Genomic DNA, 19,233 nt, shown 5'->3' with positions numbered 1-19,233 from the left:
CACGATTGTAACAGCGTGCGGTTCATTCTTGTGTTTTAAGGATTTTGGCCATACTGTGTCTGGTAAAGGATGGTGGGCGCGACAGGGATTGAACCTGTGACCCCCGCCGTGTGAAGGCGATGCTCTCCCGCTGAGCTACGCGCCCATCCGATGGGCGCGTTCTATGACGGAATGCGGATGGTGGCAAGCCCTCCTTTCGGGAGATTTGACGGACAGAGGTGTTTTTTCGGGCGGTATCTTTCAGTTCAGGGTCGCTGAAATTGTGGCAGCCGTATTTTCACAGATCATGGAGAATGGGGCGTAATCATGGAACCGGTTCATAAATCAGGTACTGCCGTAAACAGGGTATGCCTCGCCACAGCGATCATTGCGGGATATTGCGTTCTGGCAGGCCATGGGATGGCCCAGACGACGGCCACTCAGGGAGGATCACAGGAAGGATCCCATAGCCTATCACCCGATATATCTCCCCCGATATCTCCCTCTGGGGTCCAGTTGGCTCATATGCCGGTTCGCCTGCCCGACCGTATCGAGGCCGACGAGCCATCTGCCAATACAGCCATTATTGCCACCTACCACGCCTATGCCAGAGGATTGCATGTTGCGGATGTGATCGTGCGGGTGGTCTGGAACGACATGCATTATCACGTATTGCTGGAATCCCGGACGGCGGGAATCCTGCAATGGATACGCTCCACCTGGTCAATCACCGAGGCTGCTGGAGACTGGCAGGATGGCTCCCCCGTGCCATCCCTGTTTCTCAGCACCGGTTCCGTTAACGGACGACAGAGTGTGACAGAGGTTCTCTATCGCAAGGGACAGCCAAGCGGGATCAGGCTGGGGCCGGAAGATGCAGTGCACAAGATTTCCACTTTTCCGTTCAAGCATATCGCACTGGACAGTCTGAGTGCGATGGTTGCCCTCACGCATCAGGCAGCCTTGTCGGGTGGCTGTGCGGGAGCCACAACCACCTTTGACGGGCGGCGTATTGCAACGATTCATTCCACGCTGAGCGGGACCGATCAGTTGCTTTCACCAGTCAGTGATGAACCAAGACCGGTTCAGACGATGCGTTGCGATATTGTCGGGCAGAAGCAGGCAGTCGAAAGTGCCGGTATTCCCGCATCCAGACCATGGCATGCAACGGCGTGGCTGGGACCGGCAGGACCAGCCCAGGTATTCCCCATCCGCATGCGCTTTGATGATGTAAAGTCGCGCTGGATGGGGAGCATTACCTTCTATCTGGATAGCATCAGCGCCCCGCAGGGTTAGGCTTTAAGGCGATCCAGAAGGTCTGGCAGGTCGGAAAATCGTTCGGCAATCGCCGTAGCGTCTGTACCCATTGCATCGGTGCCGTATCCCCATCGCGCCCAGACGGAGGGGATGGGAATTGAACCTGCGGCATCAATATCGTTGCTGTGATCGCCCACCATGATCGCCCCTTCCGGCGTCATTCCCGCGAGCGCAAGGGTGGAGAGCAGATGGCCCGGATCAGGTTTGCGAACCGGAAAACTGTCTCCCGCGCCCACCGCTGCAAAAAAAGACGCTATTTCAAAATTTTCCAGAATGACCTGCGCCGGAACGGCAGGTTTGTTCGTGCAAACCAGCAAGGTCCAGCCCCGTTTTTTCAGCTCGGCCAACGTATCCGGAACATCGGGATACAAACGGGAATGGCTGGTCGCATGGTCGGCATAGGCTGCCATGAAATCCTGCATCATTGCTTCGGTCAGGGTCGCTCCCCGTCCATTGGCCGCCCGGGTCAGCAAAGCACGGGCGCCATCCCCGACCATCGGCCCGACCTCCGCCTGCGTGTAGGACGGCAGCCCGGCACGCTGCAGCGTGCCATTCAGGACATGGGTGATGTCAGGCAGCGAATCGACCAGTGTTCCATCAAGATCCAGCAGTACCGTGCGCATGTCGCATTCCGTAATCTGAAGTGATCTTTCAGGCTTTGACAGGAACCGGCTGGCAGCGCTAGCGGATTCCGCATGGATCATACCCCGTCTTACTCCCAGCCAGCCGGCACCGCCGTGATTCTTGCGGCCGGGCTCGGCACGAGAATGAAGTCCGCCCGCCCCAAGGTTCTGCACCAGATTGCAGGGCGCTCCATGCTGCGGCATCTGATTGCAGCCTGCGAGCAGGTGTTCAGCCATATCGTGGTGGTCATCGGCCCGGATATGGAGAGTGTTGCCCGGGAAGCGGCCCCCCATCCCACCGTGGTGCAACAGGAAAGGCTTGGCACCGCACATGCCGCCCTGCAGGCGATGGCGCTGGTGAAGCAGGGAGAGGTTGCGATCCTGTATGGGGATAACCCCCTGATCTCGACCGCAACCCTGCACGCCCTTGTGCAGCGCCGCCGGCAGGGCGATGCGGTGCTGGCCATGCTCGCCATGCGCCCGCCCGAGCCGGGACGCTATGGCAGGGTGATAACGGAGAAGCTCCATAACGGAGCCTATGTTTCCCGCATCGTCGAATATGCGGAGGCAAATGAGCAGGAAAGAGCTGTAACGCTCTGTAATGCAGGTGTGTTCTGTGCCGATGCCGCGTCAATGGCAGCCTGGCTGGGTGGTGTCGATAACGCCAACAGCAAGGGTGAGTATTATCTGGGAGATATCATTCCGCTCGCGATTGCGGCGGGGGGGCATGTCGCGGCTGTTGAAGCCCCTTATGAAGAGTTGCGCGGCATCAACAGCAAAGTGGAACTCGCCGAGGCTGAAGCGACGGTCCAGATCGCATTGCGCCGCCAGGCTCTGGAAAACGGCGTTACCATGACCGCGCCGGACACGGTTTTTCTTTCGGCTGACACAAGGCTTGCGCCGGATGTGCTGGTCGGTCCCCATGTGGTGTTCGGCCCCGGCGTCACGGTGGAGGAAGGGGCGGAAATCCGTGCTTTCAGCCATCTGGAAGGATGTCATGTCGGTCAGCATACGCTGGTCGGCCCTTATGCACGTCTGCGTCCGGGCAGTGTTCTGGGGGCAGGGGCTCATGTCGGTAATTTCGTTGAACTGAAACAGGCAACGCTGGGCGAGGGCGCGAAAGCAAATCACCTGACTTATCTGGGGGATGTCGAGGTCGGTGCGCGTGCCAATATCGGCGCTGGCACCATCACCTGTAATTACGACGGCGTGCACAAACACCGTACAGAGATCGGGGACGATGTGTTTATCGGCTCCGATACAGCGCTGGTTGCCCCGGTGAGGATTGGAAATGGGGCGATTACGGGGGCTGGAAGCGTTATTGTCGATGACGTACCAGCGGATGCCTTGGCGCTTGCCCGCGGGCGGCAGGTAAACAAGCCAGAGCGTGCGGCGGAGATTCGCCGTCAACTGAAGGGCAGCGTCTGATGTGCGGCATTGTGGGTGTCATCGGGGCGCGGGATGCCGCCCCTTTACTGTTGGACGGCCTTCGTCGGCTGGAATATCGCGGCTATGACAGTGCCGGGGTCGCCACGCTGGTGGATGGGATCATCGACCGCCGCCGGGCAGAGGGAAAGCTCGCCAATTTGACTGCCCTGCTGGATCGCGCCCCTCTGCCGGGACTGACCGGCATTGGCCATACGCGCTGGGCCACGCATGGCGCTCCGACCGAGAGCAATGCCCATCCGCATGGCACCTCCCGTGTGGCCATCGTCCATAACGGGATCATCGAGAATCATGCCGAATTGAGGACCGAGCTGGAGGCGGAGGGACAGGTTTTTCAAACAGAAACCGATACGGAAACCGTTGCCCAATTGGTCGATCTGCATCTGAGGCAGGGTATGGGGCCGGTCGCCGCGGCGCAGGCCGCCCTGAGTCGTCTGGAGGGAGCTTATGCGCTGGCCATGCTGTTCGCCGGGCATCCTGATCTGATCATCGGCGCACAGCAGGGCGCACCTCTGGCGGTCGGCTATGGGGATCAGGAAATGTTTCTTGGCTCTGATGCTCTGGCTCTGGCGCCCCTGACCCGGCGGATCGCCTATCTGAAGGATGGCGATTACGTGCTGGTGACACGGGAAGGTGCCCGTTTCTTTACGGAGGATGGCACAGAAGCCGCGCGGGAGGTCAAGCTCACCGCCTATAGTGGTGCTGCGATCGGCAAGGGCGAATACCGGCATTTCATGGAGAAGGAGCTCCATGAACACCCGGCGGTGATCGGTGATACGCTGCACCAGATGGTCAATCCGGCGACCCGTCAGGTGGCGCTGCCGGAATTGCCTTTTGACTGGTCGGATATTTCACGCATTACCATGACAGCCTGTGGCTCAGCCTATTATGCCGGCCTGGTGGGCGCCCGCTGGTTCGAGACATTGGCGCGCCTGCCGGTTGACAGCGATGTTGCCAGCGAATTCCGTTATCGTGAACCGCCCTTGCCAGAGCGTGGACTGGGCCTGCTGGTCAGCCAGTCCGGCGAAACGGCCGATACTCTGGCGGCTCTGCGGTGTCTGAAAGCAGGTGGGCAGACACTTCTCTCCATCGTCAACGTTGCCGAGAGCACCATTGCCCGTGAAAGTGACTCCGTCCTGCAAACCATTGCCGGGCCGGAGATCGGCGTTGCCAGCACCAAGGCGTTCACAGCCCAGTTATCTGTGCTGGCCTGCCTCGCCATTGCCGCCGGGCGTCACCGTGGTCTGCTGGATCATGCCGAAGAAGCGCGCCTGACCGCTGCTCTGCTGGAAGTGCCCGGCGCGGCTGCCGAGGTTCTGGAAAGGCATGACGCCATCAAGCGCGTGGCAGCACGGGTCGCAGAAGCCCGGGATGTGCTGTATCTGGGGCGGGGAAATTGCTATCCTATCGCTCATGAGGGTGCGTTAAAGCTGAAGGAAATCAGCTATATCCATGCCGAAGCCTATGCGGCAGGCGAGATGAAGCATGGTCCCATCGCCCTGATCGACCATAGCGTGCCGATCATCGCCATTACCCCCAGCGGCCCGCTTTTTGATAAAACAGCCTCCAATCTTCAGGAAGCCGCAGCAAGAGGCGGCCAGATCATGGTGTTCAGCGATGAACGGGGGGCAGAGCGTTTGAAGGGTATCGCAGCTGAGACGGTCATCCTTCCAGAGGTTGACCCGTTTGTGGCCCCGTTGCTTTACGCCATTCCTGTTCAGCTTCTGGCCTATCACGTCGCGGTCATGAAGGGTACCGATGTCGATCAGCCTCGTAACCTCGCTAAAAGTGTCACGGTCGAGTAACTGGACCACGCTGCCCAATTCTGGAACGAAGGCCTCTTTCGTTCAAAACCAATATCATTTTCGAGGAATACTGCTCATGAACAAGGCCCTGTTCAACGGAACCGCTGCTTTCATTCTTTCTTTCTGCATTGGCCTGCCGGCTCTGGCGCGGGCAACCGAGATTCAGTCGGGTCTGTGGACGATTGATATCACCGCCCAGAAGGATGAAAAAACGGTCAAGCGTCAGAAGACCCAGTGCATCACCCCGGAAGAGGCAAAAAACCCGGAAGCCGGTTTCAACTTCAGCAAATCCATGCCGCAATGTGACAATACGCATCACTGGGACGGCACCACCCTGTCCTGGATGGTGGAATGCAAGAACGAAAAGAAAATTGCCAGCAGTGGAAAGTTCGTGTTTGACAGCGCAACACACCTGACCGGCGTGATCGACAATACGCAGGATGGCAAACCGCTGGCCCATATCACGATTGATGGCCGCCGCACTGGTGAGTGCCCAAAAGCGCCCTGATCATGCCATTTTTCGGCATTATGAGGCCGTGCAGAGGGTAAAGGTGATGAAGCGGCTTGGACTGTTTCTGCTTCTGACAGGCGTTGGGCTGCATTGTGTTCAACCCGGTCTGGCAGCCGCCCCTTCGTCCCGCCCCGGCATCATTCCGGGGCTGAATCTTCCCTCTGCATCTTCCTCTGACACATCCGGGAACGCGGACCCTGATATTGATGGGTTGGTGAAAATTCTTGAGGATGACAAGGCACGTGCACGCCTGATCGAACGTTTAAAAAAAACGGCGACAGACGATAAAAAAAGGGATGCATCACCTCCAGAGCCGGTAGCGGTTCATCTGGCTAATTTTTCCGCTCTGCTGTTTCAGCATCTCCGCTCCTTTCTGTCGGTATGGCAGATGGCGTTCAGAGAGCTGCTGGAGGTGTTGCACGGGACATCCCGGTTGTTCAGCTGGCATGTCCTGATGATCTTCCGCAACATGGCGGGCGTTGCAGCCGGGACATTCGCGGCGTTCTATGCAGTCCGATGGATAACTGCACGTCTCTCAACTCCTGTCTGGCTGCATCGGCCGGGCAGTTTTGCAGGGAAAGTGCTGCGATTGCTGACGATTGTGCTGCTTGATGTCGGCACGGTTGTCATTGCGTGGCTGGCCGGAGAGGAATTGGCGCGGCTGATTGAAGACGGAGCCAACGTCACCGCCGGACAGGACATGTTCCTGCGCTCTTTCCTGCTGGTTGAATCCTTCAGGGTGGCTTTACGGGCAATTTTTACACCGCATCTGCCGCATTTACGCTTCCTGAAAATGGGCACGCTTTCTGAAGCCAATCACAGGGCCAGACTCTGGTACAGCTGGCTGGCATGGTCGGCGTCGGTGTTTGGCTACAGTTTCCTGATGGTCATTCCCCTGATGGAAACAGTCTCCATTGATGGCGGTCATGCGCTGGAAACGCTGACAGTTCTGTCCGCACTGATCGTTGCCATCTGGTTCTGCATCGTGCAACGCCGGGAGGGTCGTATGGCCCTGACCAGATTGACCAATCATGGTTCTTTAGAGGGTGCATCTGATATCTTTGCCCGGCTCGGTGCCGTTATCGCGGCAATCTGGCATGCGATTGTGACGCTGTGGCTGACGGCGCTGTTCATATGCTGGCTGAGTATGCCATGGCTGCTGCCTTTCGTGCTGCGGGCCTCGGTATATTCCGTTGTCATTCTGCTGGTGGGTGGCTTCGCCTTGAGCAAGCTGGCGATGCTACACAATGACGTCTCCGTTGCAGATCGACTGAAACGTGCAATCCCCTTATTGAATATCTGGCTGGGAAGGCTGATCAATCCGCTGCGTCGCATTCTGCGGCTGACGGTTTTCGTGGTGACCGTGCTGGGATTGTTGCAAGTCTGGGCAGTGGTCGATGTTATCGGCTGGTTAAAGACTGATGCCGGAAAATTTACACTGTCAGCCGGAATATCGGTGCTGATCGTTCTGGGATGCAGCGCAGCGATTTATATGCTGGTGATTTCCTGGATTGAGAAACGGCTGTTGCAGGGGGAGGAGCACGGCATTTCCTCCCGCGAGAGGACTCTGCTCTCCCTGTTCAGGAACGCGTTTTCCATCACCATGGCGGTTATCGTTGTGCTGGCGATCCTGTCACAGCTGGGCGTCAATACCGCGCCCTTGCTGGCTGGTGCGGGGGTATTCGGGTTGGCTATCGGTTTTGGCTCCCAGAAGCTGGTGCAGGACATCATCAACGGCATGTTCATTCAGTTCGAAAATGCAATGAATGAGGGCGACGTGGTGGAAGCCGCGGGTATTCAGGGGACGGTCGAAAAACTGACGATCCGGTCGGTTGCTATTCGCAGCGTGGACGGTATTTACCATCTGATTCCGTTTTCATCGGTTGATCGTGTCTCAAATCACAACCGTATCTTCTCCATGCATGCTGCTGTAGTGCGCGTTGGTCACCGCGCCAGTATCCCGGATACCAAGGCGGCCATGTTCGAGGCATTTGACCGGTTGATGCAGACTGAACATGCCGGCGCCATCATTGGAACACTCGATATGCAGGGTGTGATCGACCTTTCTCCGGCGATCATCAGCATCCGCGCCCGCATCAAGACGCTGCCCGGCGAGCAGTGGGTCATTGGCCGAGCCTATAACGAGATCGTCAAGAACGTGCTGGAAGAGCACGGAATTGAAATCGCCGTTCCCGGTATGCGGCTGTTTCTGGATGAAGTTCAGCCCGGAACCGGCCAGCAGCCTGCATAAAAACACGTGAACCATTCCGGAATGCCGGGCATGAAAGTTGCCAGATCTGCCATGCCTACGACCAGTTTGCTGCACTTCTGCTGGATAGGGTCGAGGTTGCCCTGGGCTTATGGTATTGCCCTGCTGTCCGCTGCTGCCCATGGCGAGGCGGATGAAGTCATCCTGCACCACACTGATGAGTTGGAAAGCAGTCAGGTGCTTGAAGCATTGCGGGCGGTGTCATCCATCCGCCTGTCCCGGATCAACCCGCAGGCTTTATTGCAGTCAGTCGGAGCGGAGTTGGGCCTGGATGACAAAGTGTGGGTTTTATATAGCCATGTTTCCAGTCCTGCTATTTTGTCAGACATATTACGGGCGGCGATTTTATATCGTGATGGTGGCATCTATCTGGATGTCGATACTGTAACAATCGCGTCATTTTCATCGCTGTTTCAATTACAGCAGTTCATTGGCGTTGAAAGGATCGTCTGGCCTTATTGGGTCAAATTGTCCCGATCTCCGTTCGTATGGGGGTGGGTGCTGACTTTGGATGTGATGCGCAAGGCTATGAGGGTGCTGCCCGAAGGTTGGCGTTTTTACCGTTATGTTGAGGGAGCCTATTTCCGAGGCATCAACGGCGCCATCATGGGCGGCGCACCGAAAGCGCCTTTATTTGAGATTTATTTGCGGCATATGGTCGCAATGTCTGCTGACAAACAGGTAAAGCCCAATGCGTTGGGGCCTGATTTATTGCAGGAACTGATCGGCAAAGGGCTTATTCCGGATCTTGTCGTCCATGATCCGGAATATTTTTATCCTCTTGCACCGGAAATCTCTGAACACTGGTTTCGGCCATGCGGTCATGCACCAGAGGCCCTCAAAAAGGCACTTATGCCGCAAACCATCGTTGTTCATTGGTACGGGTCAGTGCGGACCAAATCCTATGTGGGAAAAATAGATCCTCTGTATATTCAGGCACATCAGCAAACCCAGCTTTACAGTGCGCTCGTAGCGCAGGTGTTGCCGGAGCTTCTGCATCGTGATGACAATTGATGAAGATGAGCACTATGAGATCGTGACAACAATTTGATAATTATGTGGATAATTCGCATTATGCGGTAACTGGCGGGGCTCAGCGGTGGTAGCGTACTAACGACGGTGACATCAGGTGAACGGCGGGTATTCTTTCTCTTTTGGGCTAGGCAGGTGGTGTAAAGGTTGTCTTGGCGGCGGCCACCTGTTCCCGAACAATGCATCCCTCCGCATGATCGTTGATGAGGCCCATGGCCTGCATAAAGGCATAAACGGTGGTCGGACCGACGAAGGACCAGCCACGTTTCTTCAGGTCTTTCGATAGCGCGATGGAAGCAGTTGAAGTCGATGCGGTTTGAGGCCTGGCCAATTCATCCGCTGTTGGCTCGAAGCGCCAGACGTAGGCGGCGATTGAGCCTTCCCGCCTCACCAGGTCCTGCGCGCGTTTCGCATTGTTGATGACGGCGGCGATCTTGCCGCGATGACGCACTATGCTGCTATCCTTCAGCAGACGTTCCTCATCCGCGTCGGAGAAACCGGCGATCCGTTCGAAATCGAACCCATGGAAGGCGGCGCGGAAATTCTCGCGTTTTGCGAGTATCGTCCGCCAACTCAGGCCCGACTGAAACCCTTCGAGGCACAACTTCTCGAACAGCCGGCGATCGTCGTCTACCGGGAAGCCCCATTCCGTGTCGTGATAGGCGAGGAATTCAGGTGCGCCCATGCACCAGCGGCAGCGCGGGCGTCCATCCGGACCGGCGATCGTTGTGCTCATCTCTCACGCTTTCAGGAAGGCGAGCCGTTCATCGGTCCGGGTCGGCGAAATCGCGAGGATCTCGGCCTCCACTACGCCCTCAATGACGAAGGGGTCATCCTGCACACGTGCCTCGATCTCCGCCGCTGGCGCATTATGTGCGACGATCGTGCCGCCGGCATTCGGTTGGAGGCTGCCAACCAGCAGGAACACGCCATCGTCGAAGCCGCGTTTGATCCAGGCATTGTGCCCGTCCATGAACTTCGGAGCTTTGGTTTTGTCGGCGAAGCGAAGGTTTATGACGAACATGATTGCTCCATCAGGAGGGGTGGAGGGAATGAGATGATGATGATGCGACAGGGGCTTGCGCGTGCAGCCATGCCTCCATGTCAGCGACCTCTCGGCGAATGAAATCATCGTCGCGGAAGGCAGTTGCGAGCGTTGCGACGCCTTGGCTACGCATCAGTATGTGTAGCGCCAGCGCTTCCGCATCGGATTCACATCCGAGCGCGGCAAACTGCCGGGCGAGCCAATTGTGGAACAGGGTGAACAGCCGGGTGGCATCGTCTTTCGCCGCATGGTCGAGTTTCGCCAGTTCGTTGCAGAGCGTACCGACCGGGCAGCCGTGAGCCATGATCTTCGTCCGGTTCGCGATGAGTATGCCGATGAAACTGCGGATACGGTCTGCGGGCGCTTCCACGTTTTTCTCCCAAGCATTCAGCATGGCGCGTGTGTTTGCCAAGCGCTGGTCGATCACCGCATAAAGAATCTCGTCCTTGGCCTTGAAGTGATAATAGAAATTACCTCGCGATAGCCCGGCATCCTTAGCAATGTCTGCAAAGGAGGTCGCTTCATATCCGCGTTCGTAGAAAAGCCGGTCGGCAACATCCAGGATGTGCTGGCGGGTTTCGCTTGCGCTCATTGTCGACCTTCATGATCATGGCGCGGCAAGCAAGAGCTTCAAATCACGCGTAGGACATCTGACCAAAAATTATTAGGTCAGATGTCCTACGAAGGCAAGGACAGAACGCACGAAACTTTTTGCCTCAGTCCAAGACGGCAAGGCAGAAAGGCGTAATACGACGGGAAATTGGCGACGTTCTGCGGCAAATCATTTGCCGCAAATGCTATTCTGGTGAAGCTGGCGGGCAGCGCCCGACGAAGATGAGCACTACGAGATCGTGATAAACATCTGACAACTATGCACATATTCGGCGTTATGCGGCCATCGGCGGGTTTCGGCGGCATTTGGGTGCTAACGGCGGCTATTTCGGATGTTTGACGGAGGCATTTTCCACCTCACCCGTTGACTGCCGCCATTTGGTCCGCTCCCTGGATCTGCCTGTTCATCCATACTGCCTTGCTGCTCTTGCTCACTGATTTGGAAAGCCGTTCCTATCGGAGGGCATTTGCCAGCCGCATCAGCATGGTTACGACAACCTCAGGACCGAGCGGCGCTGCGGCATCGACAAGGCGCTGTTCAGCTTCGGCAACGATTTCAGAGGCTGCCGCCAGGGCCTGATCACCCGAGGGAGTCAACTCGGTCTTCTGAACGCGCCCGTGCTCCGGATGAGGAGTCCGCTTGATGAAGCCAGACTTCTCGAGGGTGACGAGAATCGCCTGCATCGTCTGCGGCGTGATGAAGGCCTGGCGCGCAAGCGCAACGTTAGAAGCTCCTGGTTCGACCTTCAAGTAGGCGAGCACCGCATATTGCGGCGTGGTCAGACCGATCTCGCGCAATTCTGCATCCATTGAGGAAAGGATTGGATCATGACGTTCTGGATGGGTGTCGCATCGGCTGAACACGCGCGCGGAGGCCGTGACGGCGGCTTTGCCCAACTCGGGCATGGCAAGCACATAGCCGTGAAGGCTCTCAGGAAGGGTGACTGGATCGTCTATTACTCTCCGCGCGAGGGCATGGGCGCGGGCACGACGGTGCAGGCATTCACGACAATCGGTCGTGTCACCTCGGACGCGCCATACCGCTTTGAACAGGCGATGGATTTCAATCCGTACCGCGTCGATGTGGACTATCTGAAGACCGCCAGGGCAGCCCCGATCAGACCGCTTCTGGGCGAGCTGCGGCTAACACGCGATCATGGTGCCAATTGGGGCATCGTAATGCGCGACCCGAAGCGGATGCTTCAAGAAGAGGACATGCGCCGCATCGCAGAGGCGATGGGTGTTCTGGCTGAATTCGAAGCCAGCCGAAGCTAACCCCGCCCATAGTGGCAACAGATCGAAGGCGGTGTGATCGATCGCTTCAATGCTCAACATGGAACTCGATAGGACCGAATAGCGTGGGCGACCTTCACCATCGGCGTTGGGCATGTGTAATGTGCAGCGACTACTAGCGCGTCGAATCCTGCCGCGCTCCCATTCTAGACGCTGATCGGACAATAGAGTGAAAACGGCGGTTCGCTATACCGCATGGTGGTGTGCGGTGATCGGCGGCAATATCGGGCCATCGAGGGCAATTGGCGGGGCTGGCGGAGGGGATGGGATTCGAACCCACGATAGGACTTGACATCCTATAACGGTTTAGCAAACCGCCGCCTTCAGCCTCTCGGCCACCCCTCCGCCGGGCGTCTGCTGGATTTTCATCCGGCACACGGCGTTTGCAGGGCTGCTTCTAGAGCGTGGGAGAGGGTGCGTCAATTGTGCAACTGGCCATGATCATGAAAAATGATCTTTCCGTGTCGACTGAGGCTGACATCGTACAGGTAATGCTGTTCCAACCCGTGTGTTGTGCTTGAATGATGGCTCAGGCCGCCCTAGTGCTGTAAGAACAGAAGCGAGGAGATGGCTTAATGAGCAGCTCGTATATGCTGCAGGCGGTGTGGCGTGGGATGCGCAATACGTGTCCCGGCTGCGGCGAAACCCGTTTGCGCAAAGGCTATCTGGCCATTGAGCCTCGTTGCAGCGTCTGCGGTACCGAGAATGGAGCCTATCCCGCCGATGACCTGCCCCCCTACATAACCCTGTTTATCGTCGGCCATATCGTCATCCCGGCCTTCATCTGGTCTGACTACCGTTATGAACCCGCCATGTGGGTACAGTTCGCAATCTGGCTGCCGGTGATGGTCATTATGACGCTGGCGCTGCTGCCCATTGTCAAAGGCGGTACCATCGGCCTGTGTCATGCGCTTGGAATGCGGCGGGAAGCTCTTGCCCGCAGCGAGGCCGAAAAAGCACCGGATGCCGCAAAAACCGTCAGTCCTGCCGGCTCCTCAGGCCACTGAGGATAATCCCGAACAAGGCGGCGGCGGCTGTGGCGACAACAACCAACAGCCGCATCCGCCGTGCGACTGCCTGCGTTTCACCCAGCGCGTGGCTGCGTATTGCATCCCGTTCCTGCAGCAATGCCTCTGCCGCTTCCTGGGGAGGCGCGCTTATGATGGCATCCGCCTTTTTACCCAATATGGAGCGAAGCGCGGAATCGTGCAGGATCTGCTCCGTCAGGGGTTGATTGCCTGACGTCAGGCCGGCTGCCGCATGCTCCAGCACTGTTTCCTTCTCCACGGCCGCTTCAAAAGGGACAGGGAGAGCGTAGGTGGCCATCAGGCCGGTCAGGCCGGTGACGGCAAAGCATGCGATCAGAAAGGCGGATTGGGTGCTGTTTATACGATGTGCCATGATATATAAGGCGTATCAGGGCAGGGCGTGATTGCGTCAACCGCCAAAATATCTCGGCGAATCCTGCTTTGTTCTTGACAGAACCATGTCGGGGCCTTACCCAGCGGCCTCCATATTGTTAGATGACCCGAAAGCCTGGATCATGAAGATTCGTAACAGCCTGAAGTCGGCCAAGGTGCGCGACAAAAATTGCCGCGTCGTGCGCCGCCATGGCCGCGTTTATGTCATCAACAAGAAGAACCCCCGCATGAAAGCCCGTCAGGGCTGATTACGGGCGGCGCTTCTGATGGCGTCGACGTAAATATGGACTATCTGGAAAGCCGGAGCATAGGGTGAGAAATCACCTTATCTCCGGCTTTTCCGCTATGATCTATCAAGCACGGAGGCATTCATGGCCAAGATGATCCATTCCATGATCCGCGTTCTGAATGAAGAGCGCTCGCTGGCGTTTTATCGCACTGCCTTCGGGCTGGAAGTTGCGGACAGGCTGGGTTTTGACAGCTTTACCCTGATCTATCTGAGCAATCCGGAAAGCGGCTTTGAACTGGAGCTCACCGTTAATCATGGTCGGGAAGAAGCCTATGATCTCGGCAATGGCTACGGGCATCTGGCTGTTTCTGTTCCTGATGTGCAGGCTGAGCACGACCGGATGAGCAAGGCAGGTCTTGAGCCTTTGCAGGTCAAGGAGCTTCGTCTTCATGATCATCTGGTCGGGAAGTTCTTTTTCATCAAAGACCCGGACGGGTATCTGATCGAGGTTCTGGAGCGTGGCGGACGGTTCCAGTAACCGTCTCCCGCTGAAGCAAGCGGCGGCAGAATAAGAGGGCGTGCGATGATCGAATTACCGGAACCGAAAGCGGATGTTCTGGCGAAGCGCGATATCATCGTGGCCGGTCTGAGACACTTGCTGCCTGATGATGCGGTGATCGCTGACCCGTTGCGTCTGAAGCCGTATGAGACGGATGCCCTGACCGCATATCGGCAAACTCCGATGGCGGTCGTCCTGCCCGGAACGACTGAGGAAGTCGCGTCGGTCCTGGCTTTCTGCCACCAGCATGGCGTTCGGGTGATCCCTCGCGGCGCCGGGACCAGCCTGTCCGGAGGCGCGTTGCCGCTCAGTGACTCTGTTGTGGTCGGGATGATGCGGATGAACCGTATTGTCGAGATCAATTATGAGGATCGCTATGCGGTGGTGCAGGCTGGCGTCACTAATATCGCCATTACTCAGGCCGTGCAGGGGGCAGGGTTTTTCTATGCTCCCGATCCGTCGAGCCAACTGGCCTGTATGATCGGCGGCAATGTGAATATGAACTCGGGCGGAGCGCACTGCCTGAAATACGGGGTGACAGCCAATAACCTGCTCGGGCTCCGCGCTGTGACGATCAATGGTGATATTATCGAGATTGGCGGCAACTACCCTGACGCGGCTGGCTATGACTGGCTGGGCCTGCTGACCGGCAGTGAGGGCCAACTGGTGATCGTTACCGACGTCACGGTGCGGATTCTCCATAGCCCGGAAGGGGCGAGGGCCATGCTGGCGGCGTTTGCCTCCAACGAGGTTGCCGGGCAATGCGTCGATGCCATCATCAGCTCCGGCATTATTCCGGTGGCACTTGAATTCATGGACCGCCCGGCGATCCATGCCGCGGAGGCTTTCGCGAAAGCCGGCTACCCGTTGAATGCGGAAGCCTTGCTGATCATCGAGGTCGAGGGCGCGCTCCAGGAACAGGATCATCTGCTGGGCATGATCGAGCAGATCTGTCAGCGCTTTGATCCGGTCAGCCTGCGCGTTTCGGCCTCGATGGAAGAAAGCATGGCTATCTGGAAAGGGCGGAAGGGCGCGTTCGGCGCCATCGGCCGCATCAGCCCGGATTATCTGTGTATGGATGGAACGATCCCGACCAGCCAGCTTCCCTACACCCTGCATCGCATCCGTGAGATGAGTGAGTCTTATGGTCTGGGAGTAGCCAATATTTTCCATGCCGGAGACGGCAATCTCCATCCCCTGATCCTGTATGATGCGAACGATCCGGAAAGCGTCAGAAAAGCGGAGGCGCTGGGGGCGGATATTCTCTGTCTCTGTGTCGAGGTCGGGGGCTGCCTGACCGGAGAACACGGGGTCGGGGTCGAAAAGCGCGATCTGATGCCGGTGCAGTTCAATGAGACCGAACTGACCCAGCAGCGTATGGTCAAATCAGTGTTTGATCCGGACTGGTTGCTCAATCCGGCCAAGGTTTTTCCTTTGCTGCCCGCCATGAAGCAGAATGCCGGGACTGCGGAAGCAGCATGAACGTTTTTCATACCCAGGATGCTCCTGAGAGTGAGCAGGGCGTTGTCGATACCGTTCAGGCGGCTGTTGCCAGACGGGAGACGCTCTGTATCGAGGGCAATGCAACCAAAGCCGCCATGCTGCGTCCGGTCCGGGCTGATCGTGTCCTGTCCACCCGTCATCTGGCAGGGATCACGCTTTATTCCCCGCATGAGATGATCATTTCCGCACGGCCCGGCACGCCGATTGATGTGCTGGAAGCAGCACTGGCAGAGCATCGTCAGATCCTGATCGCGGAACCGCCTGATCTGCGACATATGCTGTGCGCCGGGGAGGCGCAGACCAGACCCCAGACTTTGGGGGGCTTGGTTGGCGCCAATCTGGCCGGGCCGAGACGCATTCAATATGGCTCCTTTCGGGATCACGTTCTGGGGGTGCGGGCCGTGAACGGGCGCGGAGAATTGATCCGTTCCGGCGGGCGGGTGCTGAAAAACGTCACCGGGCTTGATTTCAGCAAGCTGCTGACCGGTAGTTTCGGCACACTGGCGGTGCTGACCGAGATTACCCTGAAGGTTCTGCCGGCTGATGAAACGGTTGGAACACTGGTTCTGCCCTGTTCTTCGCCGGAACAGGCAGTGAGTCTGTTGTCAGCCGGGCTGGGCTCGCCTTTCGGTGTCACCGGGGCTGCCTGGGTAGCGCATCTGGCGGCTGCCAATGGCCCGGCTGCCTTGTTGCGGATTGAGGCTTTCACTCCCAGCGCCCATTATCGGCTGGAAAAATTACAGGCGATGCTGGGTGGCCATCTGCTCGGCCATGAGGAAAGTGTGACTTTGTGGCGCGATGTGCGGGATGTCCGCTTTCTGACTCAGGCTCCCACGGATGCTATCTGGCGGGTCAGCGTGGCCCCTTCCGCCGGGCCGGCCATCGTCAGCGCAGCACGACAGAGCGGGGGAGCGGCACAGATGGATTGGGGCGGCGGTCTGGTCTGGATATCGGCTCCGGCCAATGTGGAAACGCATCATGCCCTTACAAGGGCTGTGGCCTCGGTTAAAGGGAGCTGGACCCTGATGCGCGCCCCGGATGTCATGCGGCAGGCAGTGGACGTTATCCCGCCGGAACCGGCTGCCCTGGCGCGTCTCGGGGCAGGGGTACGGGATGCGTTTGATCCTCATGCCCTGTTCAATCCGGGGCGGATGCGTGCCGTTTCCTGACCCATTCCTGCCCGGACGATAAAAAGTGAAGCGGCTAGGGCTTTCTTCCGTGGCAAGATGGATTGCAATACGATGGCATGGCGGCTAGTTTGCCCAAATCATGGGCAATGTAGACGTTATCTCCTCGCTTCCGGAGGCAGGGAGCGGCAGCAAAAGCCGTATGACCGGGCGGGCGGGGACACTTCCCGCTCTTGCGCTTGGTGGTGGCGTCACGATCGAGACCCCCGTCATTCTGGCTCCGATGTCAGGTGTGACCGACCTGCCTTTCCGCGTACTGGCACGGGAAATGGGCACCGGCATGGTGGTGTCCGAAATGATCGCCTCCTGGGCTATGGTGCGGGAGAACAAAACCACGCTGCGCATGGCGGAACCGGCTGGGCCGCCTTCACCGGGCAGCCCGAACGCCTTGCAACTGGCCGGATGCGATCCGGATGCGATGGCGGAAGCCGCCAGAATTGCCGTCGATAAAGGCGCGGAGCTGATCGATATCAATTTCGGCTGCCCGGTCAAAAAAGTAGCGGTTGGACAATCAGCTGGCTCCGCGTTGATGCGTGATGAGGTTGCGGCTGCAAAAATCCTTGAAGCGACCGTGAAAGCTGTCTCTGTTCCGGTCACGCTGAAAATGCGTATGGGCTGGGATCACCAGAGCCTCAATGCGCCGTCACTGGCAAAAATCGCCGAGGCATCGGGTATCCGCATGATCACCGTGCATGGACGTACCCGCCAGCAGTTTTACGAAGGCAAAGCGGATTGGGCCTTTGTGGCGCGGGTCAAGCAGGCGACATCCCTCCCTGTCATCGTCAATGGAGACATTCAGACGGTCGAGCAGGCGGCAGAGGCACGGGCCATGTCGGGCGCTGATGGGGTGATGGTCGGGCGTGGCTGCTACGGCCGACCCTGGTTTCCCCGGCAGGTAGCGGCCTATCTGCGGGATGGAGTTTATTTGCCTGATCCTTCGCTGGGCGAGCGCAAGCAGATCCTGCTGCGTCATTATGATGCGATGCTGCATTGCTTCGGTACGGATGCCGGTATGCGTCTGGCGCGCAAGCATGTGTCATGGTACACCACCGGCCTGCATGGATCGGCGGCTTTTCGCGCCACCGTCAACCGGTTGGCTGATCCGTCACAGGTGCTGGATCTGATCGACGCATTCTTTGATCCGTTGATCGAGGCCGAGGTCACATCGCCCACTCATTGTGCGGCGGCGGAGTGACCATGGCAGGACGTGGCCAGACAAGCAATCAAACCGCTGTTGCTCATGATCGCCTGACCGTAAAGGCTCATTCTGCAGCAGGGCAGGGCCATATTCCTGTGATTGATCCGGGCTCATTGCCGGGCATCCTGCCGATGCCGCTGCTGATTCTGACGGAAACAAATCGGATTATCTACGCCAATCATGCGGCGGAGCAGTTTCTCGGCCTGTCCGTTCAGCAATTGCTGAACCTGACCCTTGCCGATGTGGTGGCGTCCGACAGCCCGGTTTTTATCCTGATTGATCAAGTACGGCGCGAGGGCGCCACTGTGGCCGACCATGACATGTCTCTGGAAGGTCCGCGCTTTCAGCGGGAAGGCATTGCGGTGCAGGGCACGCCACTGACCGAGTATCCCGGCTGCATCATGCTGACCATGCAGGATTCCTCGGCGGCGCGTCATCTGGACCGCCAGCTCGCCTTCCGCAATGCGGCCCGCAGCGTGACCGGCATGGCCGCCATTCTGGCGCATGAGGTTAAAAACCCGCTTTCCGGTATTCGCGGGGCCGCACAGCTTCTGGAATCATCCGTGGCGGAAGCAGACAAGGAATTGACTGTGCTGATCAGGGAAGAAGCGGATCGTATCCGCGCTCTGGTCGACCGCATGGAGGCATTTGGCGAAAAACCCATCCAGCGCGGAGCCGTGAACATCCATCGCGTACTGGAGCATGTGCGCCGCCTGGCACAGACCGGCTTTGCCTCCGGCATTCGTTTCGTGGAGCATTATGATCCATCGCTGCCACCGGTTTTCGGCAATCGGGATCAACTGATTCAGGTTTTGCTCAATCTGGTGAAGAATGCGTCCGAGGCCATCAACGATAGCGGCATGTCCAGCGGAGAAATCATTCTCTCCACCTCCTATCGCCATGGTGTCCGTATGGCCGTGCCAGGATCGACCAGAAAAACCCATCTGCCGCTGATTATTGCCGTGCGCGATAATGGGCCGGGGATTACGGAAGATATGACCCATCATCTGTTCGATCCTTTTGTGACCTCCAAGGCCTCAGGAAGCGGTCTCGGGCTGGCCCTTGTTGCAAAGGTGATCGGTGATCATGGTGGTTTGATCGAAGTCGATAGCAGGCCCGGTCGTACCGAATTCAGCCTGCATATGCCGATGCTGGTCGAGGAATCAAACCATGGCGACTGACTGGCCTGTCTTCCTCCTCCGGCCTT

20 protein-coding genes and 2 tRNA genes are annotated in these 19,233 nt (G+C 58.0%); 14 read left to right on the top strand and 8 right to left on the bottom strand.

Features of this window, described 5'->3' with window-relative positions:
• Positions 1 to 70: 70 nt before the first annotated feature.
• Positions 71 to 145: transfer RNA gene (locus GbCGDNIH8_RS06545), tRNA-Val, on the bottom strand.
• A 359-nt stretch (positions 146 to 504) separates the two neighbouring features.
• Here GbCGDNIH8_RS06545 and GbCGDNIH8_RS06540 point away from each other — a divergent pair.
• Positions 505 to 1,272 (top strand): DUF3108 domain-containing protein, encoded by a 768-nt coding sequence (locus GbCGDNIH8_RS06540; RefSeq protein WP_072572550.1) that lies wholly within the window; start codon positions 505 to 507, stop codon positions 1,270 to 1,272.
• Here the strand turns inward: GbCGDNIH8_RS06540 and GbCGDNIH8_RS06535 are convergent.
• Positions 1,269 to 1,916 carry an HAD-IA family hydrolase gene (locus GbCGDNIH8_RS06535; RefSeq protein ID WP_072573703.1) on the bottom strand — a complete coding sequence of 216 codons (648 nt, stop codon included), beginning with the start codon at positions 1,914 to 1,916 and terminating at the stop codon, positions 1,269 to 1,271. The genes GbCGDNIH8_RS06540 and GbCGDNIH8_RS06535 overlap by 4 nt on opposite strands.
• A gap of 72 nt (positions 1,917 to 1,988) precedes the next feature.
• Between GbCGDNIH8_RS06535 and glmU the strand changes: the two genes are divergently transcribed.
• The 5 genes from glmU (at position 1,989) to GbCGDNIH8_RS06510 (ending at position 8,961) form a co-directional block, all read left to right on the top strand.
• Complete coding sequence (gene glmU, locus GbCGDNIH8_RS06530; protein ID WP_072572549.1) at positions 1,989 to 3,344, top strand: bifunctional UDP-N-acetylglucosamine diphosphorylase/glucosamine-1-phosphate N-acetyltransferase GlmU; 1,356 nt, start codon at positions 1,989 to 1,991, stop codon at positions 3,342 to 3,344.
• Positions 3,344 to 5,167, top strand: coding sequence for a glutamine--fructose-6-phosphate transaminase (isomerizing) (gene glmS, locus GbCGDNIH8_RS06525; protein ID WP_072572548.1), 1,824 nt, complete (start codon positions 3,344 to 3,346; stop codon positions 5,165 to 5,167). The genes glmU and glmS overlap by 1 nt, the downstream gene beginning before the upstream one ends.
• Before the next feature lie 76 nt (positions 5,168 to 5,243).
• Positions 5,244 to 5,675, top strand: coding sequence for a DUF3617 domain-containing protein (locus GbCGDNIH8_RS06520; protein ID WP_072572547.1), 432 nt, complete (start codon positions 5,244 to 5,246; stop codon positions 5,673 to 5,675).
• Positions 5,676 to 5,721: 46 nt separating this feature from the next.
• On the top strand, positions 5,722 to 7,929 hold the full coding sequence (locus GbCGDNIH8_RS06515) for a mechanosensitive ion channel domain-containing protein (protein WP_157692566.1): 2,208 nt from the start codon (positions 5,722 to 5,724) through the stop codon (positions 7,927 to 7,929).
• Between the two features lie 51 nt (positions 7,930 to 7,980).
• Positions 7,981 to 8,961: a glycosyltransferase gene (locus GbCGDNIH8_RS06510; RefSeq protein ID WP_253735976.1), complete on the top strand. Its 981-nt coding sequence runs from the start codon at positions 7,981 to 7,983 to the stop codon at positions 8,959 to 8,961.
• A 145-nt stretch (positions 8,962 to 9,106) separates the two neighbouring features.
• Here GbCGDNIH8_RS06510 and GbCGDNIH8_RS06505 read toward each other — a convergent pair whose 3' ends face one another.
• The 4 genes from GbCGDNIH8_RS06505 to GbCGDNIH8_RS06490 form a co-directional block, all read right to left on the bottom strand.
• Positions 9,107 to 9,715: a DNA-3-methyladenine glycosylase I gene (locus GbCGDNIH8_RS06505; RefSeq protein WP_072572544.1), complete on the bottom strand. Its 609-nt coding sequence runs from the start codon at positions 9,713 to 9,715 to the stop codon at positions 9,107 to 9,109.
• Positions 9,716 to 9,718: 3 nt separating this feature from the next.
• Positions 9,719 to 10,003, bottom strand: a complete 285-nt coding sequence (locus GbCGDNIH8_RS06500; RefSeq protein WP_072572543.1) for a YciI family protein — start codon at positions 10,001 to 10,003, stop codon at positions 9,719 to 9,721.
• Positions 10,004 to 10,013: 10 nt separating this feature from the next.
• On the bottom strand, positions 10,014 to 10,616 hold the full coding sequence (locus GbCGDNIH8_RS13255) for a TetR/AcrR family transcriptional regulator (protein ID WP_072572542.1): 603 nt from the start codon (positions 10,614 to 10,616) through the stop codon (positions 10,014 to 10,016).
• Between the two features lie 473 nt (positions 10,617 to 11,089).
• Positions 11,090 to 11,434, bottom strand: a complete 345-nt coding sequence (locus tag GbCGDNIH8_RS06490; protein WP_216634426.1) for a MarR family winged helix-turn-helix transcriptional regulator — start codon at positions 11,432 to 11,434, stop codon at positions 11,090 to 11,092.
• Positions 11,435 to 11,464: 30 nt separating this feature from the next.
• Between GbCGDNIH8_RS06490 and GbCGDNIH8_RS06485 the strand changes: the two genes are divergently transcribed.
• Positions 11,465 to 11,911 (top strand): EVE domain-containing protein, encoded by a 447-nt coding sequence (locus tag GbCGDNIH8_RS06485; RefSeq protein WP_072572541.1) that lies wholly within the window; start codon positions 11,465 to 11,467, stop codon positions 11,909 to 11,911.
• A 270-nt stretch (positions 11,912 to 12,181) separates the two neighbouring features.
• Here the strand turns inward: GbCGDNIH8_RS06485 and GbCGDNIH8_RS06480 are convergent.
• A tRNA-Ser gene (locus tag GbCGDNIH8_RS06480) sits at positions 12,182 to 12,274 on the bottom strand.
• Between the two features lie 230 nt (positions 12,275 to 12,504).
• Between GbCGDNIH8_RS06480 and GbCGDNIH8_RS06475 the strand changes: the two genes are divergently transcribed.
• Complete coding sequence (locus GbCGDNIH8_RS06475; RefSeq protein WP_072572540.1) at positions 12,505 to 12,936, top strand: DUF983 domain-containing protein; 432 nt, start codon at positions 12,505 to 12,507, stop codon at positions 12,934 to 12,936.
• Here GbCGDNIH8_RS06475 and GbCGDNIH8_RS06470 read toward each other — a convergent pair.
• Positions 12,908 to 13,330: a hypothetical protein gene (locus GbCGDNIH8_RS06470; RefSeq protein WP_072572539.1), complete on the bottom strand. Its 423-nt coding sequence runs from the start codon at positions 13,328 to 13,330 to the stop codon at positions 12,908 to 12,910. The genes GbCGDNIH8_RS06475 and GbCGDNIH8_RS06470 overlap by 29 nt on opposite strands.
• A gap of 142 nt (positions 13,331 to 13,472) precedes the next feature.
• On the opposite strand from GbCGDNIH8_RS06470, the gene ykgO reads away from it, so the two are divergent.
• The 6 genes from ykgO to GbCGDNIH8_RS06440 all read left to right on the top strand — a co-directional run bounded on the left by ykgO (position 13,473) and on the right by GbCGDNIH8_RS06440 (position 19,207).
• Positions 13,473 to 13,598, top strand: a complete 126-nt coding sequence (gene ykgO, locus GbCGDNIH8_RS06465) for a type B 50S ribosomal protein L36 (RefSeq protein WP_025286647.1) — start codon at positions 13,473 to 13,475, stop codon at positions 13,596 to 13,598.
• A 123-nt stretch (positions 13,599 to 13,721) separates the two neighbouring features.
• Positions 13,722 to 14,117 (top strand): VOC family protein, encoded by a 396-nt coding sequence (locus GbCGDNIH8_RS06460; RefSeq protein ID WP_072572538.1) that lies wholly within the window; start codon positions 13,722 to 13,724, stop codon positions 14,115 to 14,117.
• Positions 14,118 to 14,162: 45 nt separating this feature from the next.
• Positions 14,163 to 15,620, top strand: a complete 1,458-nt coding sequence (locus tag GbCGDNIH8_RS06455; RefSeq protein ID WP_072572537.1) for an FAD-linked oxidase C-terminal domain-containing protein — start codon at positions 14,163 to 14,165, stop codon at positions 15,618 to 15,620.
• Positions 15,617 to 16,810 carry an FAD-binding protein gene (locus tag GbCGDNIH8_RS06450; protein ID WP_072572536.1) on the top strand — a complete coding sequence of 398 codons (1,194 nt, stop codon included), beginning with the start codon at positions 15,617 to 15,619 and terminating at the stop codon, positions 16,808 to 16,810. The genes GbCGDNIH8_RS06455 and GbCGDNIH8_RS06450 overlap by 4 nt, the downstream gene beginning before the upstream one ends.
• Positions 16,811 to 16,970: 160 nt before the next feature.
• Positions 16,971 to 18,023: a tRNA dihydrouridine synthase DusB gene (dusB, locus tag GbCGDNIH8_RS06445; RefSeq protein ID WP_072573701.1), complete on the top strand. Its 1,053-nt coding sequence runs from the start codon at positions 16,971 to 16,973 to the stop codon at positions 18,021 to 18,023.
• 2 nt (positions 18,024 to 18,025) lie between these two features.
• The gene (locus GbCGDNIH8_RS06440; RefSeq protein WP_408874676.1) at positions 18,026 to 19,207 is read left to right on the top strand and encodes a two-component system sensor histidine kinase NtrB; all 1,182 of its coding nucleotides are present in this window, start codon (positions 18,026 to 18,028) and stop codon (positions 19,205 to 19,207) included.
• Positions 19,208 to 19,233: the final 26 nt, after the last annotated feature.

This window comes from Granulibacter bethesdensis (assembly GCF_001889545.1).
GTDB lineage: Bacteria > Pseudomonadota > Alphaproteobacteria > Acetobacterales > Acetobacteraceae > Granulibacter > Granulibacter bethesdensis_B.
This window is presented reverse-complemented; position numbering and strand designations above follow the sequence as displayed.

Bases quoted from the DNA above. Each gene is read 5' to 3' on its own strand.
- GbCGDNIH8_RS06470 (WP_072572539.1), bottom strand. From the start codon at position 13,330: ATGGCACATCGTATAAACAGCACCCAATCCGCCTTTCTGATCGCATGC.
- GbCGDNIH8_RS06475 (WP_072572540.1), top strand. From the start codon at position 12,505: ATGAGCAGCTCGTATATGCTGCAGGCGGTGTGGCGTGGGATGCGCAAT.
- glmS (WP_072572548.1), top strand. From the start codon at position 3,344: ATGTGCGGCATTGTGGGTGTCATCGGGGCGCGGGATGCCGCCCCTTTA.
- GbCGDNIH8_RS06500 (WP_072572543.1), bottom strand. From the start codon at position 10,003: ATGTTCGTCATAAACCTTCGCTTCGCCGACAAAACCAAAGCTCCGAAG.
- GbCGDNIH8_RS06455 (WP_072572537.1), top strand. From the start codon at position 14,163: ATGATCGAATTACCGGAACCGAAAGCGGATGTTCTGGCGAAGCGCGAT.
- GbCGDNIH8_RS06515 (WP_157692566.1), top strand. From the start codon at position 5,722: ATGAAGCGGCTTGGACTGTTTCTGCTTCTGACAGGCGTTGGGCTGCAT.
- GbCGDNIH8_RS06510 (WP_253735976.1), top strand. From the start codon at position 7,981: ATGCCTACGACCAGTTTGCTGCACTTCTGCTGGATAGGGTCGAGGTTG.
- GbCGDNIH8_RS06520 (WP_072572547.1), top strand. From the start codon at position 5,244: ATGAACAAGGCCCTGTTCAACGGAACCGCTGCTTTCATTCTTTCTTTC.
- GbCGDNIH8_RS06440 (WP_408874676.1), top strand. From the start codon at position 18,026: ATGGCAGGACGTGGCCAGACAAGCAATCAAACCGCTGTTGCTCATGAT.
- GbCGDNIH8_RS06505 (WP_072572544.1), bottom strand. From the start codon at position 9,715: ATGAGCACAACGATCGCCGGTCCGGATGGACGCCCGCGCTGCCGCTGG.
- GbCGDNIH8_RS13255 (WP_072572542.1), bottom strand. From the start codon at position 10,616: ATGAGCGCAAGCGAAACCCGCCAGCACATCCTGGATGTTGCCGACCGG.
- GbCGDNIH8_RS06540 (WP_072572550.1), top strand. From the start codon at position 505: ATGCCGGTTCGCCTGCCCGACCGTATCGAGGCCGACGAGCCATCTGCC.
- GbCGDNIH8_RS06460 (WP_072572538.1), top strand. From the start codon at position 13,722: ATGGCCAAGATGATCCATTCCATGATCCGCGTTCTGAATGAAGAGCGC.
- dusB (WP_072573701.1), top strand. From the start codon at position 16,971: ATGACCGGGCGGGCGGGGACACTTCCCGCTCTTGCGCTTGGTGGTGGC.
- GbCGDNIH8_RS06450 (WP_072572536.1), top strand. From the start codon at position 15,617: ATGAACGTTTTTCATACCCAGGATGCTCCTGAGAGTGAGCAGGGCGTT.
- glmU (WP_072572549.1), top strand. From the start codon at position 1,989: ATGGATCATACCCCGTCTTACTCCCAGCCAGCCGGCACCGCCGTGATT.
- ykgO (WP_025286647.1), top strand. From the start codon at position 13,473: ATGAAGATTCGTAACAGCCTGAAGTCGGCCAAGGTGCGCGACAAAAAT.
- GbCGDNIH8_RS06485 (WP_072572541.1), top strand. From the start codon at position 11,465: ATGACGTTCTGGATGGGTGTCGCATCGGCTGAACACGCGCGCGGAGGC.
- GbCGDNIH8_RS06535 (WP_072573703.1), bottom strand. From the start codon at position 1,916: ATGCGCACGGTACTGCTGGATCTTGATGGAACACTGGTCGATTCGCTG.